Origin of the sequence: Kineosporia mesophila, assembly GCF_021129235.1 — a bacterium.
Lineage (GTDB): Bacteria > Actinomycetota > Actinomycetes > Actinomycetales > Kineosporiaceae > Kineosporia > Kineosporia mesophila.
This window is the reverse complement of record NZ_JAJOMA010000018.1, coordinates 141,195-164,913: the sequence shown is the minus strand read 5'-3', so window position 1 is coordinate 164,913 and position 23,719 is coordinate 141,195. Positions and strand designations below refer to the sequence as shown.

Genomic DNA, 23,719 nt, shown 5'->3' with positions numbered 1-23,719 from the left:
AATTGAAGACAGTAATGGCGGCCCCCGCTGTATGAGGAAACTCAGGCAGCGGCGCGGGCCGCCATTACTGCTTTGACCACCCGAACACCCAGGTCCGGCCGGTATCCACCACCGCACGGCAGGGGCACATCGTCCTTCATCCCTGTGCACGATCACGGAGGGAAAGCAGGGAGGGGGAGTGCAGGCTGGGTTTTCGGTGACCGGAAGCGTGAGGGAGGCTTGCCTCGTCCTCAAACACCTCGTCCGTGATGATGCCAACGTTCCCCGCTACCCTGTCGTGATCATGCAATGTGTCCCCGGCGTTCTGGAACTCTGATGGCTCTGCATCATGTGGTCACCGGCGCCCTGGTCCGAGGTGATCGGCTGCTGCTCTGCCACCGTTCTCCGTCCCGGCGCTGGTACCCGAATGTCTGGGACCTGCCCGGGGGTCATGTGGACTCCGGTGAGAGTGAGCTGGAGGCTTTGCGTCGCGAGCTGCGGGAGGAAGTGGGCGTGGAGGCTGCCCACATCGACAATGAACCGTGCGCCCGTATCCGTGGCGGGTCGGATGATCTGCCGGAAGGCAGACTGCAACAAGGGATCTGGATTGTCCGGGCCTGGTCCGGGGAGCCCGTGAATCTCGAGCCTTTGGAGCATGACGAGATTTGCTGGGCGTCTCTGGACGATATGAGGGGTCTGACACTGGGGCATGCGTACTACCTCGGCGTCTTCGAGCAGATACTCCGGGGCTGACGTTACTTCCGGTCCCTCAACCGCCTCAGCACCTGAATGGCATTCTCGATGCTCTGGGTGTCGTCGCCGAACTCGTCCTCGATGCACTGGGCCAGCCAGCTGGCGCGCAGGTGCCGGTCCCGTTCCAGTTCGGTCCGGCCGACGGCGGTGAGCCGGTAGAGAACGGCGCGGCGATCGGTGGGGTGGGGTTCGGCCGTCGCTTCCCCGCGCTTGGCGATCTGATGCACGATCGCGGTCATCGACTGGTGCCGGATGTGGCAGGCGTGAGCGAGCTCTGCGATCGTGGCCGGCCCGGAGCGGTCGAGGTGGCCGAGGGCCGCCGCGTGATTGGCCGGGAGTTCGTCGGCGCCGCGGGCCCGGCGGACGAGTTCGCCGACGACGGTGCGCAACTCCTCGCCGAGTTCCAGGTACCCCCTACTGATCATCCTCTGACTCTAAGGCTCCGGAATACGGTCGGGGCGGGGTGTTGCGGGCGCCGCCCGTTCCGACGATGTCGTTCTTCCCCAAGATGCTGGCCGGCGGAGTGTCATCCGGCCGTTCGCGGTGCTCCGCCGGACCCCTTAGATGCCGATCCCATGTTCTCTGAGGCCTTAGGCCGCTGAGCCATGACCTTGATCGGAATCTGAGGTCCGAGTCCGGCCGGTGCTGCGTGATCTCCCGATCCGCCGGGTGCGGCCTTAGCGCGAAGGTTGATTCATCAGCAGACGAGAGCAGTTGAATCGACTGGGGGTAGTAGCGATGAGTACGTCGTGGAACGGTTTTCGGCGGGATCTGGCGGCCAGTACGGCGGTCGGTCTCACCCGTGGGGTGACGCTGCCGTACCAGAGGCTCGAGGGATCGGCCGAGGCAGAGATGCGGTATCGCCAGCAGCGGCTGCTCGAGGGGGCCGCGCGCAAGCGGCAGCAGAAACAGGCCCGTGAGGCGGCCAGGAAGAAGTCGTAGGCGATCGACCGGGAAGAGGTGACACGATGGGCGACGTGGCTTTCGTCGGTTCCGCCGCGCCGTTCGTCGCGAGAGTGGGGCAACTCGAGCGCCTGCGCGAACTCCTGACCCTTGCCCGGTCCGGCACCGCGACCGGGGTCATCATCGGTGGCGATGCCGGGGTCGGTAAGACCCGCACCCTCACGGAGATCGCAGAGCACGCGGCGGCGACGGGTTTCCAGGTCCTCACGGGGCGCTGCGTCGATCTGGGTACGGGTTCACTGCCCTACCTGCCGTTCGCCGAAGCTCTGAGCCAGCCGTTGCGGTGGGGAGAACGGGACAGCGAGGAGAAGGGGTGGATGGCAGAGGTCATCCGCCAGGTCTCGGCCGAACGGCAGGGGCTGGCCCAGATCGTCGGGTCGGCGATCGAGGTGATCCCGCGCAGCGTCGGTGAGGCCGGCCTGGATCGGCTGGCCCTGTTCGAGTCCGTCACCCACGTGCTGGGGCGTATCGGGGCCGAGGTCGCGCCGTTGCTCCTGATCCTGGAAGACCTGCACTGGGCCGACGCGTCCACCCGTGACCTGGTCCGGTTCCTGTTCAGCCGGCTGGGGCCCGACCGGCTGCTGGTGCTGGCCAGTTACCGTGCCGACGACCTGCACCGCCGGCATCCCCTGCGTCCGCTCGTCGGCGAGCTGGTGCGGTTGCCGCGGATAGAGCAGATGGATCTGCCGCCGCTCTCCGCCCGCGAACTTGCGCAGCTCCTGGCCGGTGTGAACGGCGCTCCGGTGAAGCCGGCGTTGCTGCGGCGCATCGTGACGCGGTCGGCGGGGAATCCGTACTATGCGCAAGAGCTTCTGGCCGCCGGTGAAGACGGCCGCCTGCCCGAGGGCCTGACCGACCTGTTGCTTGATCGACTGGAACAACTGTCCGACCCGGCCAAGAAGGTGGTGCGTCTCGCGTCGGTACTGGGGTCGGCCCGTATCGACGATGCGTTGCTGCGCGTGGTGATCAGCGGGCCGGACGTCCGGGGTTCGCTGTCGGCCGACGAGGCGGAGTCCGCGCTGAGGGAGGCGATCGCCCAGCAGGTGCTGGTGCCGGAAGAACTGGATCGCTATCGCTTCCGGCACGCTCTTCTGCAGGAAGCCATTTACTCGGACCTGTTGCCCGGTGAACGGGTTCGCCTGCACAAGAACGTCGCCGCGTACCTCAGGCCGCTGATCGGTACGCCGGGTGCCCGGGGAATCGCTGCCGAGGTCGCACGGCACAGTCTCGCGGCCAACGACATGCCGAGTGCCCTGAACGCCTCGCTCCAGGCGGCCTGGTTCGCCGCCTGCGGTAACGCTCCCGCGGAGGCGTTGGAGCACTACGAGCAGGCTCTCCAGCTGTGGGACGTCGTTCCCGACGACCAGCGGACCGAAGACGTCGCGCGCAGCACCGTCAGTCTGCGCGCGGCCGACGTGGCGAGTGACGCGGGGCGGTACGCGCGAGCAGTCGACCTGGCGGCGACCGCCACGGAAGAGGCGGAGGCGGACGGTGACACCATCGCTGCGGCGAAGGCCCGGGCCACGCTGTCCCTGCATCTGTACCAGGCAGATCGGCCCCGGGAGGCGCACTCCCACGCCGTGCAGGTCATCAACGATCTCGCCGGCGACCGGGCGCCGTCGCCCGCGCGGGCCATGGCCTGGGGCATTGTCGCCCGGGTACGTCTGGCGGACGATCCTCGCGATGCCATGAAGGCCGTGAACCAGGCGCTGGCAGAGAGCGAGCCGCTCGGTATGACCGCTCTCCAGGTTGAGCTGCTGACCACCCAGGCCGTGGCCGAGGGAGTGCTGGGGCGTGACGAAGACTCGGCGCGGTCCTTCCGCCTGGCCCGCGCCGCGACCGAGCTCTCCGGAGACACGGCGGCCACGGTGCGGGTGATCTATAACCTCGCCATCAATCATCTGGACGCCGGTGACCTGGATGCCGGTATCGCGGATCTGCTCGCGGCCATCGAGGTGGCCGACTCCAGCGGCCTGACTGCCAGCCCCTACGGGAGTAATGCCCGGTCGTTGCTCATCACCACGTTCTGGCACACCGGGCAGGTCGAGCGGGCGCTCGGCGTGATCCGGCCGGACGAAGGCGCGTCGCGGCTGCCGATGTCGCTGGTCAGTTACCTACGGCTGTATGAGCTTCCGGTCCTGGCCGCCCGCGACCCCGAGCAGGTGCTCCGGGCCGACGAGTGGCTGGTCATCACCGAGGATTCCTGGGAACGCCAGCTCCTGCACTCGGCCCGGGCCGAGGCGATGACGTGGCTCGGGCAGTGGGAAGAGGCCGCGGTCCAGGCCCGGCGAGCGCTTGACTACGTGCTCCGGGAGGCCGAACCCTGGCTGCTGTCCGGCATTGCCATTGATGTCCGGGCCATCAGTGCCCTGGCCGACGGCGCCTCGCGCGCCCGTGAGCTGCGCGACGCCGAGACCGAGCGGTCGGCTCTCGCCGACATCGAGTACTTCCTGGAAGACGGTCGTTCCCGGGGTCGTCTCGGGCTGCCACGTCGCGGCGTGATGGGGCCCGAGGGCAAGGCCTGGTTGTTGCGTATGGAACTGGAGTGGGCGCGGGCCCGGGCCGCTGACGAGACGGCCGGATGGCTCGACCTGGCCGAGGGTTTCGAGGGAGTGTCGGTCTACGAGGCGGCCCGGGCCCGATGGCGTGCGGCCCAGCTCTTGCTCCGCGAGAACCGTCTCACCGAGGCCTGCGAGCAGATCCGCGCCGCCCATGACCGGGCCCTGCGTCTCGGCGCCGCACCGCTGCTCCGAGAACTCGAAAACCTCGCCCTGCTGGCTGGAATGAGCCTGAGCGGGGCCACCGGCGTCCCGGGTGCGAACAGCCAGGACCGCCAGGACGAGCAAAACCTCCACGACGGGAAACTGCGCGGAGGTTCCGGGGGTCGCCGGGACAACCGAGATCTCCGGACCGGGGGAACCCCCGGGCGGTCCGACGGTCGCCAGGACGGCCGTGACCTCCAGGCCGGGGGACCGTACGGGGGTTCGGCTGACCGTCAGGCTTCAGCGGGTGCCGGATCGGGCGGTACCTCTCCGGCGACATTGCCCGGGCCGGGATCCTCCGGTGAACCGACCGGGGGCGCTGATGACGCACCCATCACTCCTCCCACGCTGACGCCACGCGAGCACGAGGTGATGGCCCTCGTCGCCGCCGGCCTGACCAATCGGGCCATCGGCGAGCGCCTTTTCATCAGTGAGAAGACGGCCAGCGTGCATGTCTCCAACGTCCTGGCCAAGCTCGGCGCCTCCGGCCGGGCAGAGGCAGTGGCCATCATGAGCAGGCTGGGGCTGATTCATTGAGAGATGGCATCTGGACCGGTCCGTTCTGGACCAGGGCGGAAGGGGGGCCGGACCGGGCGGTGAAACTCCGGCCTCCGGGTGCGGCATGAGCTGGCCCTCGGGTGCGGCGTGAGTCGGCCCTCAGGTGCGGGGCATGAGTAGGCCCGCGGTCCGTGCTGGCGCGGGTTTAGGGTCGGGGGATGCTCGCCGCCGCTTTCGTGCCCTGTCCGCCCTTGCTCGTGCCGGCATTGACCGGAGTCCGAGTGGGGCAGGAGGCAGCAGATACTCGCACTGCCGGCCGGTCCGACGCGACCGAGTCGTCCGGGCTGAGCGGGCAGCCTGAACCGGATCAGCAGAGTGGTCGGCCTCACCAGGCCGGGCCGACGGATCCGGTCCGGCCTTCGCTCGCGGACAGCGCCGGCGTGGTCGCGGGGGTGGGGGAGTCGTTGGCTGAGCTGACAGGTCCTCTGCTGGCGGCGTGTGAGCAGGCGGTCGCCGAACTGGTGGCGCAGGATCCTTCGACCCTGGTGCTGGTCGGCCCGGGAGAACGCACCTGGCGGCACGAGCCGCGGGAGTGGGGCACCCTGGCGGGCTACGGCGTGGCCGTCGAGGCACCGCGGGATCACCCGGCCACGGCACCTGGTCTGCCCTTGTCCCTGACCGTCGGACGCTGGCTTCTGGAGCGGGTGGGGTGGACCGGACCGGTTGTGCTGCAGGAGGTCTCGGTCTCGACATCGGTTCCGGACTGTCTGGAGCTAGGGCATTCGCTCGATCAGCAGGCCGGTTCGCGCGCTGCGTGGCTGGTGCTGGGTGACGGCAGCAACCGGCGCGGGGTGCGGTCGCCGGGATTCGAGGATCCGGAGGCGGAGTCGTTCGACGCCGCGGTGGTGAAGGCCCTGACCGGCGCCGACCCGAAGGAACTGGCCGACATCGCCCCCGCCGTGGCCGACGAGCTGGGATGCGTGGGCCGGGCCGGCTGGCAGGTGGCCGCCGGAGGGCTCGGCGGGCCCGGATCGGCCACGGCCACCCTGCGGTACGAAGGCGCGCCCTTCGGCGTCGGGTACTTCGTGGCCGACTGGCGGTTCCCGGCATGAGTAACCCGAGCTCGAGTGACCAGAAGATGAGTGGCCAGGACATGAGCAGTCAGCACGAGAACAGCCAGAGCCAGAGCGGTCAGGACCGGGGCGCCCAGAATCAGGGTGGCCAGGACCAGGGTGGCCAGGACCAGGGTGGCCAGGACCAGGGTGGCCAGGACCAGGCCGGTCTGAACCAGGGTCACCTGAACCCGGGCCGTCCGAACCAGGGCATTGGGCAGCAGTTGGACGACCCCACCCGGAACTGGCTGACCATTGCCGTGGTCGGTGCCACGGCGACCGGAAAGTCCGACCTGGCACTGGATCTCGCCGAGGCACTGAATGGTGAGGTGATCAACGCCGACGCCATGCAGCTGTACCGGGGCATGGACATCGGCACGGCCAAGCTCCCGGCCGATGAGCGGCGGGGAGTTCCGCACCACCTGCTCGATGTTCTCGACGTCACGCAGGAGGCCAGTCTCGCGGCCTACCAGCGCGACGCCCGCGCGTCCCGGGACGACATCCTGGCCCGGGGCAAGGTGCCGATCCTGGCGGGAGGTTCCGGGCTGTACGTGCGCGCGGTGCTCGACCAGCTCGAGATCCCGCCGACCGACCCGAAGGTCCGGCTGCGGCTGGAGCGGGAGGCCGAGAGCGCCGGGGCCCCGGAGATGCATCGCCGTCTCGCCGCGCAGGACCCGGCGGCGGCGATCGCGATCCTGCCGGGCAACCTCCGGCGCATCGTGCGCGCGCTGGAGGTGATCGAGCTGACCGGCCGTCCGTTCAGCGCGACGCTGCCCCGGCCGGAGTACGACGTTCCCGCCGTGCAGATCGGCCTGATGGCACCGCGGGAGGAACTCGACGACCGGATCGCGGCCCGGGTCGTGCGGATGTGGCGTGACGGCCTGGTCGAGGAAACGGCGCGCCTGGTCTCGGAAGGGCTGCTCGACGGGAAGACCGCCCCGCGGGCGCTCGGCTACGCCCAGGTGCTGCGGATGCTCGACGGGGAGATGGACGAGGTGGAGGCCCAGGTCGACACCGTGAACACGACGCGTAAGTTCGCCCGCCGGCAGGAGTCCTGGTTCCGTCGCGACGATCGCGTCACCTGGTTGCCGTACGACGCGGACGATCTGCGCGAGCGGGCGCTCGCGGTCGTCACCGGCCCGCGTAGCCTTACCCCGTGACGACGTTCGCGAAGGGCCATGGCACCGAGAACGACTTCGTGCTGCTCGACGACCCCGACGGCCGGCTCGACCTGACCCCCGAGCTGATCCGGCACCTCAGTGACCGCCGGGCCGGGCTCGGTGCGGATGGTGTCATCCGTGTCGTCCGGAGCGCCGCGGCCGGGCAGGACGCGGCCGGCGAGTGGTTCATGGACTACTGGAACTCCGACGGCAGCGCCGCCGAGATGTGCGGCAACGGCAGCCGGGTGTTCGTGGCGCACCTGCTGCGCCGGGGCTGGATCACGCTGGACGAGGGCGACGAGGTGCTCATCACCACGCGCGGCGGGGTGATGCCGGTGAAGCGCCGGGGCGACCTGTTCACCATCGACCTCGGTGCCTGGCGCGTGGCCGGGGGCCCGGCCGCGGTCGCGGCCGGCAGCGACGTGAAGGTCACCTTTCCCGGGATGCCGCCCCTGCCAGGGCTTTCCATCGCGCTGAGCAACCCGCACGTGGTGGTCGCGCTGCCCGACGTCGAGATCCTCGAAGCCCTCGACCTGACCGTGGCGCCGATCGTCGAGCCGGCTCCGCCGAACGGCACGAACGTCGAGATCGTGGTGCCGCTGCACGACCAGAGCGTGCGCTCCGAGCTGGGTCACCTGAAGATGCGCGTGCACGAGCGCGGTTCCGGCGAGACCCGTTCCTGCGGAACCGGAACCGTAGCGGCCGCCCTCGCCGCCCGGGCCTGGGGCGCGAACCTGGCCCCCGACCACTGGCGCATCGACGTGCTGGGCGGAACTCTCTACGTGGACACCGAGGGCACCGCCAGTGAGGGCGACTCAGCCAAGCTGTCCGGCCCCGCCGTGATCGTGGCCGAGGGCGAACTCGTCTGACCCGGATTCGCTTGTGATCATGCAAGGTGTCCTCGGAGTTCCGGAACTCCGAGGACACCTTGCATGATCACGAACAAAGGCGGGGTCCAGGGACGCCCGGGGAGGTTTTGCACGATCACGAAGAGGTTTGGGGCGCTTGGGCCACCCAGCGTGTGAAGGTGACCTACTCGTCCGTTAATTCGACGCAGGAGCCGTGACCCGCAAGACCCGGTAACCCTTCGCGCTGCCCGCCCGCACGACCGTCCAGCCGGACGGGAGCTGCGTCTGCAGCCAGCCCTGCAGGGAGTCGGCGCCGAGATTGCGCTGCACCACCAGGTGCGCGGAGGCCTCGGGCAGCAGGCGGGGGAGCCAGTGCAGCAGCATCGCGTGCAGTTCGGTCTTGCCGATCCGGATCGGCGGGTTCGACCAGATCGCCGCGAACCGCACGTCGTCGGGCACCTGGCCGGGCGTCGCCGTGCGCACGTTCGCTGCCTTCGCCCGGCGGGCGTTGAGCGCCGTCAGCTCGAGGGCCAGCTCGTTCACGTCGACCGCCCACACCGAGGCCTGCGGCGCGAGCAGGGCCGCGCTGAGCGTGATCGGTCCCCAGCCGCACCCCAGATCCAGGATCTCGCCCTCGGGAGGCGGCGGCGGGACCTCACGCAGCAGCACCCGCGTGCCGAGATCGATACGGTCGCCGCTGAACACACCCCCGGCCGTGGTGACGGTGAGTTCACGCCCTGCGAGCATGATCTCGACGTCCCGCCGGTGGGTGGTCTCTTTCGGCGTTCGGAAATAGTGGGCGCCCTCGGCGGGCGCTTCAGAAGATTCGCTGGTCATCGCGAGAAATACTGTAGAGCCACCCGCCGACAGTTCCGGCCACGCCGGCAAGGCCGTCGGGAATCTCAGTAGCCACCTGTGGTGTTGACATGCAAGGCTGGATGCCCTAGGCCAGCCACACCGAACTACGGAGGATGCCCTGAGTAACAAGGAACGCAGCATTGCCGACCGCAGCGAGGCCGTCGAGCGCATCCTGTCCCGCCAGGGGACGGCGCTCTCCGAGGGAACCACCCGCTGGGGCGAGCATGACGGGGACCAGACCGACCTGGCCGATCGCCAGGCCCTGCGGCGAGTCTCCGGGCTGTCGACCGAACTCGAGGATGTCACCGAGGTCGAGTACCGGCAGCTGCGACTGGAGAAGGTCGTGCTCGCGGCGGTCTGGACCACCGGGACCGCCACCGACGCGGAGAACTCCATCCGGGAACTCGCCGCGCTCGCCGAGACGGCCGGCTCGCAGATCCTCGACGGCGTCATGCAGCGCCGCACCTCACCCGACCCGGGCACCTACCTGGGGCAGGGCAAGGCCGAGGAACTGCGCGTCATCGTCGAGGCGACCGGGGCCGACACCGTCGTGTGCGACGGGGAGCTCTCGCCCTCGCAGCGTCGTGGCCTGGAAGACAAGGTGAAGGTCAAGGTCATCGACCGCACCGCGCTCATCCTCGACATCTTCGCCCAGCACGCCAAGTCCAAGGAGGGCAAGGCCCAGGTCGAGCTCGCCCAGTACGAGTACCTGCTGCCGCGTCTGCGCGGTTGGGGTGAGTCGATGTCCCGCCAGGCCGGTGGCCAGGTGGGTGCCGGTAACGGCATGGGCTCGCGAGGTCCGGGTGAGACGAAGATCGAGCTGGACCGGCGGCGCATCCGCACCAAGATGGCCAAGCTGCGCCGGGAGATCGCGGCGATGAAGACGTCGCGGGTGACGATGCGCGACTCCCGTCGCCGCAACGCCGTGCCCGCCGTCGCCATTGCCGGGTACACCAACGCCGGCAAGTCCAGCCTGCTCAACCGCCTGACCGGGGCCGGTGTGCTGGTGGAGAACGCGCTGTTCGCCACGCTGGACCCGACGATCCGCCGGGCGATGGCCCCGGACGGTCGCGAGTTCACCCTGGCCGACACGGTCGGGTTCGTCCGCAGCCTGCCCACACAGCTGGTCGAGGCCTTCCGCTCCACGCTGGAGGAGGTCAGTGACTCCGACCTGCTCCTGCACGTGGTCGACGGGAGCCACCCCGACCCGGAGGGCCAGATCAGCGCCGTCCGCGCGGTGCTCGCCGAGCTCAAGGGCGATGTGCCCAAGGAGATCGTCGTCATCAACAAGATCGATGCCGCCGATCCCGAGGTGATCAACCGCATCGTCCTGCGGGAGCCGCGGGTCATCGCGGTGTCCGCGCGCAGCGGTGAGGGCATCGACAAGCTGCTCGACCTGATCCAGGAAGAGCTGCCGCGCCCGGACGTCGAGATCGACGTGCTGGTGCCGTACGACCGCGGCGACCTGGTCAGCAAGATCCACGAGCGGGGCGAGGTGCTCACCTCCGAGCACGTCGAGCAGGGCACCCGGATCAACGCCCGGGTGAACGCCGGACTGGCCCACCTGCTCGCCTCGTACCGCGTGGGAACGCCTGTCGCCTAGGCGTTATCGATGACGTAGCCGGAGCGTCGCCGATACCACGCAGCCGCCCGCCGGGCGCGGGGTCACCACCAGGTCGTGCGTCAGCTGCGCGACCAGGTAGAGCCCGCGCCCGTGCTCGGAGAGCTCGTCGTCGGGGAGTTTCGGCACCAGACGGTGCATCTCGTCGAGGAGCCCCGGCCGGCGGCCGAAGCCCGGCCCGATGTCGGCCACGCTCAGCAGGGGATGCGTGCCGTTCCAGCTCAGCGTCACCCAGGCCGGTCCCGGGGTGTGGGCGAACGTGTTGGTCAGTAGTTCCGCCACGACGATCTCGGCCGAGTCCAGGTCACTGCCCAGGGCGGCCCGGCAGCGCAGGGCGGCGATCACCTGGTGTCGCACGGCCGGGATCCTCGCCGCGTCGCCGGCCTGCAGTACCCAGGTGGCCATGGCGGTCAGGGCCCAGGTCTCGCGGCGCCAGGCGGACAGCGCCGTGACGGTGTGGCGGCCAGATTTTCGCCCAGCCCCGGACCGCCGGGTGATGCTCATGCGCTCGCTCCTCGACATCTAATACCCGCATTCAGCACAGGCTCAGACCCACGGTGCAGTACGGGGGCGGTGTCCCGGGGGTCAGAGCGGCACATTCAGGTCTTTGGCCGACCGCCCATTAGGCTGGTCCGATGTCTTCCACCATCGATCCCGGGCACGACGAGCGGATCGAGGGGGAGAACACCGGTGCCGAAATTGAGGACGAGGCGGCCGGCGACGATGTCGCCGACACCCCCGCGCGAGCGGGCCGGCGTCCCCCAGCAGAAACCACCCCGAAGAAGACCGGCGGCCGCCGGCGCAAGGTGACCCAGCTGCTCTCCGCCGCGGTGAAGGAGATTGGGGGCGTGCCGCGCGAGGGCCAGGTGCAGATGGCCGAGGCCGTCGACGAGGCGATCAACGCCCGCAAGCACCTGCTGGTGCAGGCCGGTACGGGCACCGGTAAGTCGCTGGGCTACCTGGTGCCCGCGGTGAAGAAGGCCGTGAACTCCGAGCGCCCGGTGATCATCTCGACCGCGACGCTGGCTCTGCAGGCCCAGGTCGTCGAGCGCGACCTGCCCCGCCTGGCCGGTGCCCTGACCGACGAGCTCGGCCGTTCCCCCAGCTGGCAGCTGGTGAAGGGGCGCCGCAACTACGTCTGCGTGCACAAGCTGGCCGGCGGTTTCCCCGACGAGGACGCGCTGTTCGACGCCCCGGCCGAACTGCCGGTGGCCGACCAGACCGACCGGGGTGTCAGCCACCCGGCCCCGGGGACGGGCCAGACCGGGGTCACCTTCAGCGCGGCCGCCAGCCGGCTCGGGCGTGAGGTGGTGCGCCTGCGTGAATGGGCGGAGACGACCCGCACGGGCGACCGGGACGAGCTGGTGCCCGGCGTCTCGGAGAAGGCCTGGCGGCAGGTCTCGGTCAGCGCGCACGAGTGCCTGGGCGCCTCCCGCTGCCCGATGGCGGGAGAGTGCCACGTCGAGCTGGCCCGGGAACGCGCCCGGGACGTGGACATCGTCGTGACCAACCACGCGCTGGTGGCGATCGACTCGTTCGAGGGCCGCGCGATGCTGCCCGAGCACGACGTGCTGGTGCTGGACGAGGCACACGAGTTCGCCGACCGGGTCACCTCGGTGACGACCGACGAGATGACCCCGGCGATGGTGGAGTCGGCCGCCCGGATGGCCCGCCGCGTGGGCGTCGGCGACACGACGATGCTCGAGGTGGCCGGTGAGACGCTCGAGGCGGTGCTGGAGGACACGCCCGCCGGGCGCCTGGAGAACGGTGTGCCGGACGGGCTCCTGGCCTCGATCTCGCAGATCCGGGACTCCGCCCGGGCCGTCACCTCCTCGATCCAGCAGCTGGCCAAAGACGAGAAGGGCGGCGACGGCGAGGGCGCCCTCCAGGTGGCGCGGGCCGCGGTCACCGAGATCTTCGACGTGGCCGAGCGGTTCATCCAGGCCGCGGCGCAGGCCCAGGCCTACGACGTCATCTGGGTCTCCCGCACCCGGCGCCCGGACGGGGGCGAGCGGGTCAGCCTGCACGTGGCCCCGCTGTCGGTGGCCGGGCTGCTCCAGGAACGGCTGTACAGCGACCGCACCGTGGTGCTGACCTCGGCCACGCTGACCATCGGCGGCAACTTCGACTCGGCCGCCGGGGCGGTCGGGCTCGGCGGCGAGGGCGCGCCCGAGTGGACCGGCCTCGACGTCGGCAGCCCCTTCGACTACCCCAGACAGGGCATCCTCTACCTGGCCAAGCACCTGCCCCAGCCCGGCCGGGACGGCGCCTCCCCGCAGGCCATGGACGAGCTCGAGGAGCTCATCAAGGCCTCCGGCGGGCGCACCCTCGGGCTGTTCTCGTCCCGCCGGGCCGCCGAGGCCGCCGCCGAGGCACTGCGCGAGCGCCTGGACCTGCCGATCTTGTGTCAGGGCGACGACAGCATGAACACGCTGGTCAAGGAGTTCGCGGCGGATCCGCGCACCTGCCTGTTCGGCACGCTGACGCTCTGGCAGGGCGTCGATGTGCCCGGGCCCTCGTGTCAGCTGGTGGTGGTGGACCGCATCCCGTTCCCACGACCCGACGACCCGCTGGCCTCGGCCCGGCAGCGTGCTGTGGCCAAGGCCGGCGGCAACGGGTTCATGTCGGTCGCGGCCACCCACGCGGCCCTGCGCCTGGCGCAGGGGGTCGGGCGGCTGATCCGCTCGTCCGACGACAAGGGTGTGGTGGCGGTGCTCGACCCCCGCCTGGCCACGGCCCGCTACGGAAGTTTCCTGCGGGCGTCCCTGCCGCCGTTCTGGACCACGACCGACAAGGACGTGGTGCTCAAGGCACTGCGGCGGATCGACGAGGCCGCACAGGAGTAGGGCTCAGGCGCGCAGCGAGACCCGGACCGCGCTGGTCAGGTCGTTGACGGTGTGCACGCCGTCGAGGAAGTCGTCGGGGAAGGTCGCGTCGAGCGCCTCACCCATCGCGGTCAGCAGCGCCGGGCGGGCGGCGTCGTCGAGCACCGGGGCCAGCGGGCCGGCCCCGGCCAGGGCGTCGGCGGGGACCTGAAGCTGGCGGGCGAGCACAGCGCGCACGGTCGAGTCGATTTCCACGACCGTGAGGTCAACCACGAGATCGGACACAGCTCGATCCTTTCCGTCCGTCCGGCCCGCGTTTTCGGGCCGGTTCGGTGCCATATCTGCCGGTGGGGCGTTCACCGGTGTTTCTCCCGGGGCAACCGGAACGAAACACTTTCGACGCCCGCAGGACAGTAGCGCGACGCCGGGGCGCTCACCGGGCCCCGGCCGGTCAAACCCCTGAACGGCCCCGGTGAGATCGAACACCCGGACGCAGGCCGAACGGCCCTGGACACGGCGAAGCCGGCTCCGCTGGTCGGGCGGAACCGGCTCGGCTCTCGCGTCCACTTCCGTGCGGACGCCCTTCGGGTGGTGTTGCGGCAGTTGCTGCTGGTGTTCTCGACCCGTTGCCTCAGACCCGTTGTCTCAGACCCCGTTGCCTCAGATCTGTTGCTTCAGACCCGGCGCATGACCGCGACCACGCGGCCCAGGATCGTCGCGTCGTTCCCCGGGATCGGCTTGTACGCCTCGTTGTGCGGGAGCAGCCAGATGTCGTCGCCCTTGCGCTTGAACGTCTTGACCGTGGCCTCGCCGTCGATCATCGCGGCCACCACCTCGCCGTTCTCGGCCACCGGCTGACGGCGGACCGCCACCAGGTCGCCGTCGCAGATCGCGGCGTCGATCATCGAGTCACCGACGACCTTGAGCAGGAACAGCTCACCGTCGCCGACCAGCTGCCGGGGCAGCGCGAAGACGTCTTCCACGGCCTGCTCGGCCAGGATCGGGCCACCGGCCGCGATCCGGCCGACGAGGGGCACGTACGACGCCGCGGGCTGCGTGTCACCGGCGGTCTCCACCTGGAAGGCCGCCCCACCCGCGGTCGCGGTCCGGCCCAGGGTCGCCCGCTCGCCCGGCATGATCACCTCGATCGCGCGCGGCCGGTTCGGATCGCGGCGGACGAAGCCCTTCTTCTCCAGGCTGGTGAGCTGGTGGGCCACGCTGCTGGGGCTGGTGAGGCCGACCGCCTCACCGATCTCGCGCATGGTGGGCGGGTAGCCGCGCCGGTCGACGGTCTCCCGGATGGTCTCCAGCACCCGCCGCTGACGAACGGTGAGGCCGTCGCCGTCGGGAGGGCCGTCGGGGAGCGTGCGCACCGTCGCACTCCCCTTCTCCGGTACCGCCGCGCCGGCGGTCCGATCGTCTGCCATCTGCCACCTCCATGACCCTGTGCCCGGCGGTCCGCCGGACACGATCACCCTAGGAAAGCGCGGCGACACTTTCAAACAAGTGTTCGAACGTGTCGCGGATTTTCCGCCGCGCAGTGGTAGACATGGAACACCTGTTCGATCGAACCTGTGTTCGAACAGCTGGTCACAGGCCCGCCGATAGGAGTCGAGGATGAGCCTGACGTCTGCTCCGCCGTCCACCCGTTCCGGGGTCGCGCCGCGCGTGCGATCCGGCCGCTCGCGTGTGTCCCGGGTGCCGTCCCGGCCGCGCCGGGTCACGGCCCATCCGTTGCTGCGGGCCGCCGGCTCGCCCGGCACCGGAGGGGCTGCCGGTGCTTCCGGCGCCGTCGGTGTTCCGGGTCGGCGCCCCCGGCTGCGCGTCGTGCGCGACGGGGAGAGGGTTGTCCCTCGTCGGCCGGCCCCGGTGTCCGGGGTCGTGCCGCTGCGCCTGACCCGCCGGGGCCGGGTCGTCCTGCGCGGTGGGGGTCTGCTGCTCGCCGTCCTCGCCGTCCTCGCCGGGGTGCTGCTCCTCGACCGCCCCGCCGAGGCCGGGTCGCAGGCCCGGCCGGTTCCGGTCAGCTACCACACGGTGCTCCCGGGGGAGACGCTCTGGGGGATCGCCGGCCGGATCGCGCCGGACGCCGATCGGCGTGACACCGTCGCCGACATCATCGAGCTCAATGCTCTTCCCGGTCCGGCCGTGAGTGCCGGCCGACGCATCGCCCTTCCGGGCACCTGACGCCCGCCCGTTCGGGCCGTCGTCCGTCCTGGCCGTACCTCGTGATCATCCGCTATCCGGACGCCGTTGGGCCGCGACTTTCTGTAGCTTTATAGTTGCGCCAGGTAGTCACCCGACTGGAGTAGTTCTGCCCGTAAAGGCGCGGGCGGGTGTGTGGCTCGACAAATATCGCATCGGGGCTCCCACGTGGGCAGCTTGCAACGAGTCCGCCTCCGGCCTAGCGTTGCCCCCAGATGTAGTAGTTACAGAGCTGTAAAGCATCCACATCTAGTCAACAGCCAGTCAGTGGTTACCCACAGGGCGAAGTCACGCATCCTCGGGCCGTCCCCAGATCCACCCACGGTCCTGCCCTGCGAGTGTCCCGGAAGGAGTCGCGCCGTGAACTGTCCCTTCTGTCGTAACGCCGATTCCCGGGTCGTCGACTCGCGGAGCACGGACGACGGTGCCGCCATCCGCCGCCGCCGGCAGTGCCCCGAGTGCGGCCGCCGTTTCAGCACGCTGGAGACCGCCAGCCTGACCGTGGTCAAGCGGTCGGGAGCCACAGAACCGTTCAGCCGCGCGAAGATCGCGACCGGCGTACGCAAGGCGTGCCAGGGGCGCCCGGTCGGCGAGGACGATCTCGCCCGGCTGGCCCAGCGCGTCGAGGAGGCCATCCGGGCCACCGGGTGCGCCGAGATCGAGGCCCACGAGGTGGGCCTCACCATCCTGGTACCCCTGCGCGAGCTCGACGAGGTCGCGTACCTGCGGTTCGCCAGCGTCTACCAGGCCTTCGAGTCGCTCGAGGACTTCGAGTCGGCCATCACGGTGCTCCGGGCCGAGCGGGAACCGACCGGCGTCGAGCCGGGCTCCCCGTCCCCGTCGAGCACCTCTTGAATTACCGCTGAGTCACCGCCGTCGCCCGGCTGGGGAAGGCCGGGCGGCGGCGGTCCACAACAACGCACGTCAATTCGGTGAGCACGAGCCATGACTGGCACAACCACGCCGTCGTGCGGTCGCTGACACCGCCGGCAGCAACCAAAGGGGAACGGACGTATGACGGAGACCGCGTCGGGCCGAGGCTCGCGGAAGACCCGCGACGCCGCACCACAGGTGCGCCGCACCGGCCTGAACATCGAGCGGATCTACACCACCGAGGGGGTCCACCCCTACGACCAGGTGACCTGGGAGCGACGCGACGTCGTCCAGACCAACTGGCGATCGGGTGAGACGATCTTCGAGCAGAAGGGAGTCGAGTTCCCCGCCTTCTGGAGCCTCAACGCGTCCACCATCGTCACCACCAAGTACTTCCGCGGCGCGGTCGGCACCAACGCGCGCGAGTCGAGCCTCAAGCAGCTCATCGACCGGGTCGTGCTGACCTACACCAAGGCCGGCCGCGACAACGGTTACTTCCTGACCGAGGCCGACGGCGACGTCTTCGAGCACGAGCTCACCTGGATGCTGCTCAACCAGGTCTTCGCGTTCAACTCGCCGGTTTGGTTCAACGTCGGCACCAGCGCCCCGCAGCAGGTCAGCGCCTGCTTCATCCTGTCCGTCGACGACTCGATGGACTCGATCCTGAACTGGTACAAGGAAGAGGGTTTCATTTTCAAGGGCGGCTCCGGCGCCGGCCTGAACCTCTCTCGCATCCGGTCCTCGAAGGAACTGCTGAACAGCGGCGGCACGGCTTCCGGCCCGGTGTCGTTCATGCGCGGTGCCGACGCCTCCGCGGGCACCATCAAGTCCGGCGGCGCCACCCGCCGCGCGGCGAAGATGGTCGTGCTCGACGTCGACCACCCCGACATCGAGGAGTTCATCGAGACCAAGGCGCGCGAGGAGAACAAGATCCGCGCCCTGCGCGACGCCGGTTTCGACATGGACCTCGGCGGCCGCGACATTCACAGCGTTCAGTACCAGAACGCCAACAACTCGGTCCGTGTCAGCGACGAGTTCATGCGCGCCGTCGAGTTCGGCGAGCAGTTCGGCCTGACCAGCCGCACCAGCGGCGAGGTCATCGAGCACGTCGACGCCAAGGAACTGTTCGGCAAGCTGGCCCGGGCCGCCTGGGAGTGCGCCGACCCCGGCATCCAGTACGACGGCGTGATCAACGACTGGCACACCACGCCGGAGTCCGGCCGGATCACCGCCAGCAACCCGTGCTCGGAGTACATGCACCTGGACAACTCCAGCTGCAACCTGGCCTCTCTGAACCTGCTCAAGTTCGTCCAGGCCGACGGCGGTTTCGACGTCGAGAAGTTCACCCGGGCCGTCGAGATCGTGATCACCGCGATGGACATCTCGATCTGCTTCGCCGACTTCCCGACGCCGGCGATCACCGAGACCACCCGCGCCTACCGCCAGCTCGGCATCGGCTACGCAAACCTCGGTGCGCTGCTGATGGAGTCGGGCCTGGGCTACGACTCCGAGGGCGGCCGGGCGCTCGCCGCGTCGATCACCTCGCTGATGACCGGTGCGGCGTACCGTCGTTCGGCCGAGCTCGCCGGGGTGGTGGGCGCCTACGACGGTTACCAGCGCAACGCCGAGGCCCACCGTCGCGTCATGCGCAAGCACGCCGCCGCGAACGACACCATCCGCACCGTGCATCCGACGGACGCCGCGGTGCAGCGCGCAGCCACCCAGGAGTGGGAGGCGTCACTCAAGATCGGTGAGGTCAACGGCTGGCGCAACGCCCAGGCCTCGCTGCTCGCTCCCACCGGCACCATCGGCTTCATGATGGACTGCGACACCACCGGTATCGAGCCGGACTTCTCGCTGGTCAAGTTCAAGAAGCTGGTCGGCGGCGGCTCGATGCAGATCGTCAACCAGACCATCCCGCGGGCGCTGCGCAAGCTCGGCTACGCGGAGGAGACCGTCGAGGCGATCGTCGAGTACATCGGCGAGAAGGGTCACGTCATCGACGCGCCCGGCCTGAAGACGGAGCACTACGAGGTCTTCGACTGCGCGATGGGCGAGCGCGCCATCCGCCCGATGGGCCACGTGCGCATGATGGCCGCGACCCAGCCGTTCCTGTCCGGCGCCATCTCCAAGACGGTCAACCTGCCGGAGAACGCGACGGTCGAGAACATCGCCGACGTCTACTTCCAGGGCTGGAAGCTGGGCCTGAAGGCGCTGGCCGTCTACCGCGACAACTGCAAGGTCGGCCAGCCGCTCTCCGACGCCAAGGCGAAGAAGGCCGACGCCCCGGTCGAGAAGGTCGTGGAGAAGGTCGTCGAGTACCGTCCGACCCGCCGCCGTCTGCCGAAGTCCCGCCCGTCGATCACCACCCGCTTCACCGTGGGCGGCGCCAAGGGCTACATGACGGCCGGTTCCTACCCGGACGACGGCCTCGGCGAGGTCTTCATCAAGCTCGGCAAGCAGGGCTCGACCCTGGCCGGAATGATGGACTCTTTCTCCGTCGCCGTGAGTATCGCCCTGCAGCACGGGGTTCCGCTGCAGACGTACGTCGAGAAGTTCACGAACCTGCGCTTCGAGCCGGCCGGCCTGACCGACGACCCCGACGTGCGCATGAGCGCGAGCATCATGGACTACGTCTTCCGCCGCCTCGCCCTCGACCACCTGTCCTTCGAGGAGCGCTCGGCGCTGGGCATCTACTCGGCCGACGAGCGGGCCCGGGAACTGGCCACCGGTTCGTACCTGCCCCAGGACGAGGACGGCGAGGACGTCGAGGAAGAGCTCGAAAGCCTCGCCCAGTCCGCCCAGTCGCAGGAGACCTCCCAGCCCCTGACCACCGGCAAGGCCACCAGCCAGCTGCCCGTCGTCCACGTGAACGGCGCGGCCACGGCCAAGTCCGCCCCGACCGCCGTGCACTCCTCGGCCGAGCTGTTCGAGGCCATGCAGGGCCGCACCGCCGACGCCCCGATGTGTTTCACCTGCGGCACCAAGATGCGCCCGGCCGGTTCCTGCTTCGTCTGCGAGGGCTGCGGGAGCACCTCCGGCTGCAGCTGACGCTCCGGGCCACATCGGACAGAAGCCGTTGCCTCCCACCCTGATCAGGGTGGGAGGCAACGGCTCTTCTCACGCGTACGTGCCCACCGTCCCGTAGACCGGGATGAACACCACGATCACCGCCACCGCACCGGCCAGGGCCACGGCCGTCGGGAGGGGCCCGCGGATGCGCCGGGCGAGCATGGCGGCCAGGAAGGTGATCCCGGCGATCCCACTCAGGATCCAGTAGACCGGGCTGGTGGTCTCGCGCACGTAGGTGAGGCCGAACAGGGCCTCGCCGATCGTCACACCGGCCAGGGCCGCGGTGGCCAGGGCCGGGCGCACGCCGTCGCCGCGCAGCCAGGCCGCCGACAGGCCGATGAAAAGCCCTGCGACAGCGCTGGACAGTGTCCACAGCAGGGGGTCGTAGGGCTTGCCGTACAGGGCCAGGCCCGCGGTGAAGCCGAGCATGAGCAGCACCGAACTCGCCGATCCCAGCAGGGTGGCCAGAGCCGGGCCGGCCCGGACCCCGAGAATCAGCACGACGATCACCAGCACCCAGGCATTCGCCGAATTGGCCAGGGAGTACAGCGAATACGGCAGCACGGTCTGGGCCCAGGCGGTCAGGGCGCCGATCACGAAACTGAGGACGCCCACCATCAGTCCGGCGCGCAGGGAGTCGGTGACGTGGTGGCTGGTTGTCCGGGACACCCTCGCAAGGGTGGCCGCCCGCGGCGGGGCGGGCATCGTCCTCAAGTATCAGAGGCCTGGCTTCCCGGACAGTTTTTCCGCGACCAGCGACTGGGTTCCCAGGACCAGCGCCAGTTCCAGGCGCTCGGCGTGCCCGGTGCCGGGTTCGGCGGTGTACATCATGATCCGGATGTCGTCGGTGGCGACGAACAGGACGTCGCAGTCGAGATCGATCGGCCCAACCGAAGGGTGCAGCACCGTCTTGCGTTTCGGCGACGGTGGCCCGGCCGGGCGCTGTAGTCCGGGGGAGTCCCACAGCTGTGCGAAGAGCGGGCTGTGCCGGGTGAGCTGTTCCACCAGTCGTTGCAGGGCGTGGTCGGCCGGGTAGCGGCTCGCGGTCATCCGCAGGTCGGCGATCTGCCCGGCCCGGAGCGCGGCCAGCTCGTCGGCGCTGTGGACGACCCGGTTGCCCGGCCCGACCAGGTTGCGCCACAGGGCATTGCGCTCCAGGCCGCGCCAGGTGGTGGTCTCGCCCATCAGGGCGTCGTAGGCACGGTTGGCGATGATCAGGGTCCAGGTGGCGTCATAGACCGCGACCGGGGTGTGGTCGAGGCGGCCGAGTAGGCGCTGCACGCTCGGGGTGATGCGGGTGGGCACGATGTCCGGCCCCGGCGGTACGTGCCCGGCCAGGTGGAAGAGCAGGTGCCGCTCGGCGTCGTGCAGGTGCAGGCCCCGGGCGAGCGCCTCGACGACCGGGAGAGACGGTGCGGTGGACCGGCCCTGCTCCAGGCGGGTCAGGTAGTCGGTCGAGATCCCGGCCAGTGCGGCGAGCTCCTCGCGGCGCAGGCCGATGGCCCGGCGACGGCCACCCGGGGGCAGCCCGGCCGTCTCCGGCGATACCCGGTCACGCCACCGGCGTAGTGCCCGCCCGAACTCCCATGACTCCACCGGAACAGTCTGCGACAGGTCGTGGGCGTTGTCGTGGGTCTGTCAGTCCTACGACAACCAGGCTGCTGGCTGTGCCTCGGGGCCGGAGCCAGGATCAGGTCCATGAGCACCGGAACCGTACTGATCACCGGCCCGACCCGAAACCTGGGTCGCACCGCCACCCTCGCCCTGGCCCGGCGCCCACCCGCCGAGCGCCCTGATCTCCTGCTGGTGGGCCGCAGCGGTCCCGCCCTGAGCGAGGTCGCCGGCCGGGCCCGGGCGCACGGGGCCGTGGTCCACGAGATCGGCGCCGATCTGTCCCGGCTGGCCGACGTGCGAGCCGCCGCGGCCACGACCCGGGACCTGCTGGACGCCGGGTCCGTGCGCCCGCTGCGGGCACTGGTCGCCAACGCCGGCACGATGTCGGCCGACACCCGCTCCGCCTCGGCCGACGGCTACGAGATGACCTTCGCCGTCAATTATCTGGCCCACGCTCAGCTCGTCGGGGATCTGCTCGCCTCGTTCGAGCCGGCGTCCCGCATCGTGCTGCTGGGTTCGAACACGTATCACGCCAACATCTGGCGCCGACTGCTCGGTGTGCCGCAGGCCGACTGGCGCGACCCCGTCGACATCGCCCGTCCCGCGCCGCGGGACAGTGCGCCCGGTTTCAAAGCCTCGGGCGTCGCCTACTCCAACGCCAAGCTGGCGGTGCTCTACTACGCCCACGAACTGCAGCGCCGGGCCGGGGACGGCATCAACGTGTCGGTGTTCGAGCCCGGCTGGATGCCCGGCACCGCCCTCGGCCGTCAGACCCCGGCGGCTGCACAGGCGATCGGGCGTGGGCTGGGTCGTCTGCCGGGGGTGGCCACCCCGCGGGAGTCCGGGCCGCAACTGGCGTCGATGGCCGTGGACGAGCGGTGGGCGCACCTGCGCGACGGCGCCTTCGTGGTGCGCGGAAAGCTCCGCGAGACACTGCCGCCCGTCGCCCACGACCGGGCGAGGGAGGCACGGCTGTGGGAGGCGACGCAGGGACTCCTGGCCCGGGCGGCCGCCTGAGCTCCGCGCCTATGCTGGGGCCGTGGCGCTCGACTACGTCCTCTACATGATCACCGACCTCGAGCCCGAACACCTTGCTCACCGGCTGTTTCCGGGCGTCACCCCGACGACGGTGGATCCGGGGGACATCGGGGAGCGTGAGGTCATGTGCATGTGCTGCCAACCGGTGACATTGCCGCACGTGACCTACGACCTGGGGGACGAGCAGGGCATGTCGGTGCGGGTGGAGGCCAGCCCCCACCGTGCTCCGGAGCGCCGGGCGCTGGAGGCCGCCACCCACTTCGCCGGTTCGGGCCCGGAGAACTTCTACTACCTGCACAACCACCACTACCTGCTGCTCTCGCGGGCCCACGGCGAGCTGCGCCGGCACCGGCCGAAATGGTGGGAGTGGCACGGTGGCTTCGACGACCTCGTCCCCTCGGCCGTCCGGGCCCGCACCTACCCGGACCGTCCCGCGGCCCACGCGATCCGCACCCGGCGTCACCGGGGGTGAGGGTCAGAACCGCAGCAGGATCTTCGCCATCGAGCGCTCGGCGGCGAGGCGCACCTTCCGGGTGCCGTGCGCCAGGTGGTTGCGTAGTTCCGGCACGTCGCGGGTGTCGCCGAACCGGCCCAGGCCCTCCAGGCAGGCGGCCCGCACCTGGGAGTCGCCGGCCCACAGGCTGGTGCGGTACCACTCGCCCAGATCCAGGCCCAGTCGCTGGGCGTGCAGGCAGGCGAGCGCCCGGGTGGCCGGGGCCGGGTCGGCCAGCAAGGGCTCCAGGTCGGAGGCGTCGAGATCGTCGGCATCCTGCAGCACGATCCACCGCACGTCGGGGTCGGGTGAGGCGAGAAGTCCGGCGGGGACGGCGATCCGGTCTTCGGACAGCCATCCCGCACCGGCCCGCCGCAACCAGGCGTCGTGGTCGGACAAGGCGATCGTCACCATCTGCGGGGGCGACAGTTCCCCGAGCGAGCGGGCCAGGGAGTGGGCCCAGCGCCGTTCGCTGCGGCTGCCGATCCGGTCGAACGTCTCCAGGAGCACCGGCACCGTCATCTGCTGGAAGAGCAGGTCCAGCAGGGCGTTCAGCGCGGTGCCGGACTGGGCCCAGCGGCGGCGCCGGGCCTCGACCAGACATCGCAGGGCCGAAAGGTGTTGTGTCACGTCGAACCGGGGCAGCAGGGCGTCGGCGGCGGCCGTGCGCACCTGGGGTACCGGGTCGAGCAGGGCCAGAGCCAGGGCGGTGGCGACGGCGGAGGTGCCCGGCATCGCGGCGAGCACCTGGGTGGCCTGCTGCCGCACGTACCCGTCGGGGTGCCGGCTGAGCACCGCGGCGGCGACGACCGGGACCTCCGGCTGCCGCAGACGCTCGCGGGCCGCTGGTGCGGGGACCCAGAGCTTGTGGTCGGTGTGGTCGAGGTAGCCGCAGTACCGGCTCAGCGCCACCCAGGCCCGGCTGTCCATCCGGTCGAGCACGCGACCGGTGGCCGCCATCTCGCCGGCGTCGCCACTCGCGACGCTACGGATCACGTCGAGCACGAGGGTACTGCTGGAGAGGACCGTTACCACGGGGCCCATCCTG

21 protein-coding genes are annotated in these 23,719 nt (G+C 70.2%); 13 read left to right on the top strand and 8 right to left on the bottom strand.

From position 1 onward, the window contains the following. The first annotated feature begins 315 nt into the window (after nucleotides 1-315). On the top strand, nucleotides 316-732 hold the full coding sequence (locus LR393_RS24245) for an NUDIX domain-containing protein (RefSeq protein ID WP_231486823.1): 417 nt from the start codon (nucleotides 316-318) through the stop codon (nucleotides 730-732). A 2-nt stretch (nucleotides 733-734) separates the two neighbouring features. On the opposite strand, the gene LR393_RS24240 is transcribed toward LR393_RS24245, so the two are convergent. Continuing rightward, nucleotides 735-1,157, bottom strand: a complete 423-nt coding sequence (locus LR393_RS24240) for a MarR family winged helix-turn-helix transcriptional regulator (RefSeq protein ID WP_231486820.1) — start codon at nucleotides 1,155-1,157, stop codon at nucleotides 735-737. Nucleotides 1,158-1,470: 313 nt separating this feature from the next. Here LR393_RS24240 and LR393_RS24235 point away from each other — a divergent pair, with 313 nt between their 5' ends. The 5 genes from LR393_RS24235 (at nucleotide 1,471) to dapF (ending at nucleotide 8,096) form a co-directional block, all read left to right on the top strand. Continuing rightward, a complete protein-coding gene (locus tag LR393_RS24235) occupies nucleotides 1,471-1,674 on the top strand; it encodes a hypothetical protein (protein WP_231486817.1) in 204 nt (67 codons plus the stop codon). A gap of 26 nt (nucleotides 1,675-1,700) precedes the next feature. Then, nucleotides 1,701-4,994, top strand: coding sequence for a helix-turn-helix transcriptional regulator (locus LR393_RS35670; RefSeq protein ID WP_269327783.1), 3,294 nt, complete (start codon nucleotides 1,701-1,703; stop codon nucleotides 4,992-4,994). 425 nt (nucleotides 4,995-5,419) lie between these two features. Then, the gene (locus LR393_RS24220) at nucleotides 5,420-6,067 is read left to right on the top strand and encodes a class III extradiol ring-cleavage dioxygenase family protein (protein ID WP_231486814.1); all 648 of its coding nucleotides are present in this window, start codon (nucleotides 5,420-5,422) and stop codon (nucleotides 6,065-6,067) included. Between the two features lie 248 nt (nucleotides 6,068-6,315). Continuing rightward, entirely contained in the window at nucleotides 6,316-7,227 is a 912-nt protein-coding gene (gene miaA, locus LR393_RS24215; RefSeq protein ID WP_345718935.1) for a tRNA (adenosine(37)-N6)-dimethylallyltransferase MiaA, read from the top strand. Next, nucleotides 7,224-8,096 (top strand): diaminopimelate epimerase, encoded by an 873-nt coding sequence (gene dapF / locus LR393_RS24210; protein WP_231486799.1) that lies wholly within the window; start codon nucleotides 7,224-7,226, stop codon nucleotides 8,094-8,096. The genes miaA and dapF overlap by 4 nt, the downstream gene beginning before the upstream one ends. Nucleotides 8,097-8,270: 174 nt before the next feature. On the opposite strand, the gene LR393_RS24205 is transcribed toward dapF, so the two are convergent. Further along, the gene (locus tag LR393_RS24205) at nucleotides 8,271-8,912 is read right to left on the bottom strand and encodes a class I SAM-dependent methyltransferase (protein ID WP_231486773.1); all 642 of its coding nucleotides are present in this window, start codon (nucleotides 8,910-8,912) and stop codon (nucleotides 8,271-8,273) included. A 139-nt stretch (nucleotides 8,913-9,051) separates the two neighbouring features. Between LR393_RS24205 and hflX the strand changes: the two genes are divergently transcribed. Beyond that, nucleotides 9,052-10,536, top strand: a complete 1,485-nt coding sequence (hflX, locus tag LR393_RS24200) for a GTPase HflX (RefSeq protein WP_407937344.1) — start codon at nucleotides 9,052-9,054, stop codon at nucleotides 10,534-10,536. Nucleotides 10,537-10,539: 3 nt separating this feature from the next. Here hflX and LR393_RS24195 read toward each other — a convergent pair whose 3' ends face one another. After that, complete coding sequence (locus LR393_RS24195; protein ID WP_231486757.1) at nucleotides 10,540-11,058, bottom strand: ATP-binding protein; 519 nt, start codon at nucleotides 11,056-11,058, stop codon at nucleotides 10,540-10,542. A gap of 131 nt (nucleotides 11,059-11,189) precedes the next feature. On the opposite strand from LR393_RS24195, the gene LR393_RS24190 reads away from it, so the two are divergent. After that, entirely contained in the window at nucleotides 11,190-13,400 is a 2,211-nt protein-coding gene (locus LR393_RS24190; protein WP_231486754.1) for an ATP-dependent DNA helicase, read from the top strand. Nucleotides 13,401-13,403: 3 nt separating this feature from the next. Here the strand turns inward: LR393_RS24190 and LR393_RS24185 are convergent, their stop codons facing one another. Both LR393_RS24185 and lexA read right to left on the bottom strand, forming a co-directional pair. Further along, complete coding sequence (locus LR393_RS24185) at nucleotides 13,404-13,664, bottom strand: hypothetical protein (RefSeq protein WP_231486752.1); 261 nt, start codon at nucleotides 13,662-13,664, stop codon at nucleotides 13,404-13,406. 389 nt (nucleotides 13,665-14,053) lie between these two features. Continuing rightward, nucleotides 14,054-14,806, bottom strand: a complete 753-nt coding sequence (gene lexA / locus LR393_RS24180) for a transcriptional repressor LexA (protein WP_231486749.1) — start codon at nucleotides 14,804-14,806, stop codon at nucleotides 14,054-14,056. 190 nt (nucleotides 14,807-14,996) lie between these two features. Between lexA and LR393_RS24175 the strand changes: the two genes are divergently transcribed. The 3 genes from LR393_RS24175 (at nucleotide 14,997) to LR393_RS24165 (ending at nucleotide 19,505) form a co-directional block, all read left to right on the top strand. Continuing rightward, complete coding sequence (locus tag LR393_RS24175) at nucleotides 14,997-15,563, top strand: LysM peptidoglycan-binding domain-containing protein (RefSeq protein WP_231486736.1); 567 nt, start codon at nucleotides 14,997-14,999, stop codon at nucleotides 15,561-15,563. 378 nt (nucleotides 15,564-15,941) lie between these two features. Beyond that, a complete protein-coding gene (gene nrdR, locus LR393_RS24170; protein ID WP_231486733.1) occupies nucleotides 15,942-16,436 on the top strand; it encodes a transcriptional regulator NrdR in 495 nt (164 codons plus the stop codon). A gap of 159 nt (nucleotides 16,437-16,595) precedes the next feature. After that, nucleotides 16,596-19,505: a vitamin B12-dependent ribonucleotide reductase gene (locus LR393_RS24165; RefSeq protein ID WP_231486731.1), complete on the top strand. Its 2,910-nt coding sequence runs from the start codon at nucleotides 16,596-16,598 to the stop codon at nucleotides 19,503-19,505. A gap of 69 nt (nucleotides 19,506-19,574) precedes the next feature. Here the strand turns inward: LR393_RS24165 and LR393_RS24160 are convergent, their stop codons facing one another. Together LR393_RS24160 and LR393_RS24155 are read right to left on the bottom strand one after the other, a co-directional pair. Next, nucleotides 19,575-20,195: a DUF6518 family protein gene (locus LR393_RS24160; protein WP_231486728.1), complete on the bottom strand. Its 621-nt coding sequence runs from the start codon at nucleotides 20,193-20,195 to the stop codon at nucleotides 19,575-19,577. A 48-nt stretch (nucleotides 20,196-20,243) separates the two neighbouring features. Next, the gene (locus LR393_RS24155) at nucleotides 20,244-21,122 is read right to left on the bottom strand and encodes a helix-turn-helix transcriptional regulator (RefSeq protein ID WP_231486725.1); all 879 of its coding nucleotides are present in this window, start codon (nucleotides 21,120-21,122) and stop codon (nucleotides 20,244-20,246) included. A 102-nt stretch (nucleotides 21,123-21,224) separates the two neighbouring features. On the opposite strand from LR393_RS24155, the gene LR393_RS24150 reads away from it, so the two are divergent. Beyond that, complete coding sequence (locus tag LR393_RS24150) at nucleotides 21,225-22,157, top strand: SDR family NAD(P)-dependent oxidoreductase (protein ID WP_231486723.1); 933 nt, start codon at nucleotides 21,225-21,227, stop codon at nucleotides 22,155-22,157. Between the two features lie 22 nt (nucleotides 22,158-22,179). Further along, entirely contained in the window at nucleotides 22,180-22,650 is a 471-nt protein-coding gene (locus LR393_RS24145) for a hypothetical protein (RefSeq protein WP_231486669.1), read from the top strand. 3 nt (nucleotides 22,651-22,653) lie between these two features. Here the strand turns inward: LR393_RS24145 and LR393_RS24140 are convergent, their stop codons facing one another. Next, nucleotides 22,654-23,706 carry a HEAT repeat domain-containing protein gene (locus LR393_RS24140; RefSeq protein WP_231486668.1) on the bottom strand — a complete coding sequence of 351 codons (1,053 nt, stop codon included), beginning with the start codon at nucleotides 23,704-23,706 and terminating at the stop codon, nucleotides 22,654-22,656. Nucleotides 23,707-23,719 lie beyond the last annotated feature (13 nt).

Excerpts from the sequence above, each read along its gene's own strand:
- lexA (WP_231486749.1), bottom strand. The coding sequence starts at position 14,806 with ATGGCAGACGATCGGACCGCCGGCGCGGCGGTACCGGAGAAGGGGAGT.
- LR393_RS24175 (WP_231486736.1), top strand. The coding sequence starts at position 14,997 with ATGAGCCTGACGTCTGCTCCGCCGTCCACCCGTTCCGGGGTCGCGCCG.
- LR393_RS24150 (WP_231486723.1), top strand. The coding sequence starts at position 21,225 with ATGAGCACCGGAACCGTACTGATCACCGGCCCGACCCGAAACCTGGGT.
- LR393_RS24235 (WP_231486817.1), top strand. The coding sequence starts at position 1,471 with ATGAGTACGTCGTGGAACGGTTTTCGGCGGGATCTGGCGGCCAGTACG.
- LR393_RS24240 (WP_231486820.1), bottom strand. The coding sequence starts at position 1,157 with ATGATCAGTAGGGGGTACCTGGAACTCGGCGAGGAGTTGCGCACCGTC.
- LR393_RS24190 (WP_231486754.1), top strand. The coding sequence starts at position 11,190 with ATGTCTTCCACCATCGATCCCGGGCACGACGAGCGGATCGAGGGGGAG.
- LR393_RS24205 (WP_231486773.1), bottom strand. The coding sequence starts at position 8,912 with ATGACCAGCGAATCTTCTGAAGCGCCCGCCGAGGGCGCCCACTATTTC.
- LR393_RS24245 (WP_231486823.1), top strand. The coding sequence starts at position 316 with ATGGCTCTGCATCATGTGGTCACCGGCGCCCTGGTCCGAGGTGATCGG.
- LR393_RS24195 (WP_231486757.1), bottom strand. The coding sequence starts at position 11,058 with ATGAGCATCACCCGGCGGTCCGGGGCTGGGCGAAAATCTGGCCGCCAC.
- LR393_RS24165 (WP_231486731.1), top strand. The coding sequence starts at position 16,596 with ATGACGGAGACCGCGTCGGGCCGAGGCTCGCGGAAGACCCGCGACGCC.
- LR393_RS35670 (WP_269327783.1), top strand. The coding sequence starts at position 1,701 with ATGGGCGACGTGGCTTTCGTCGGTTCCGCCGCGCCGTTCGTCGCGAGA.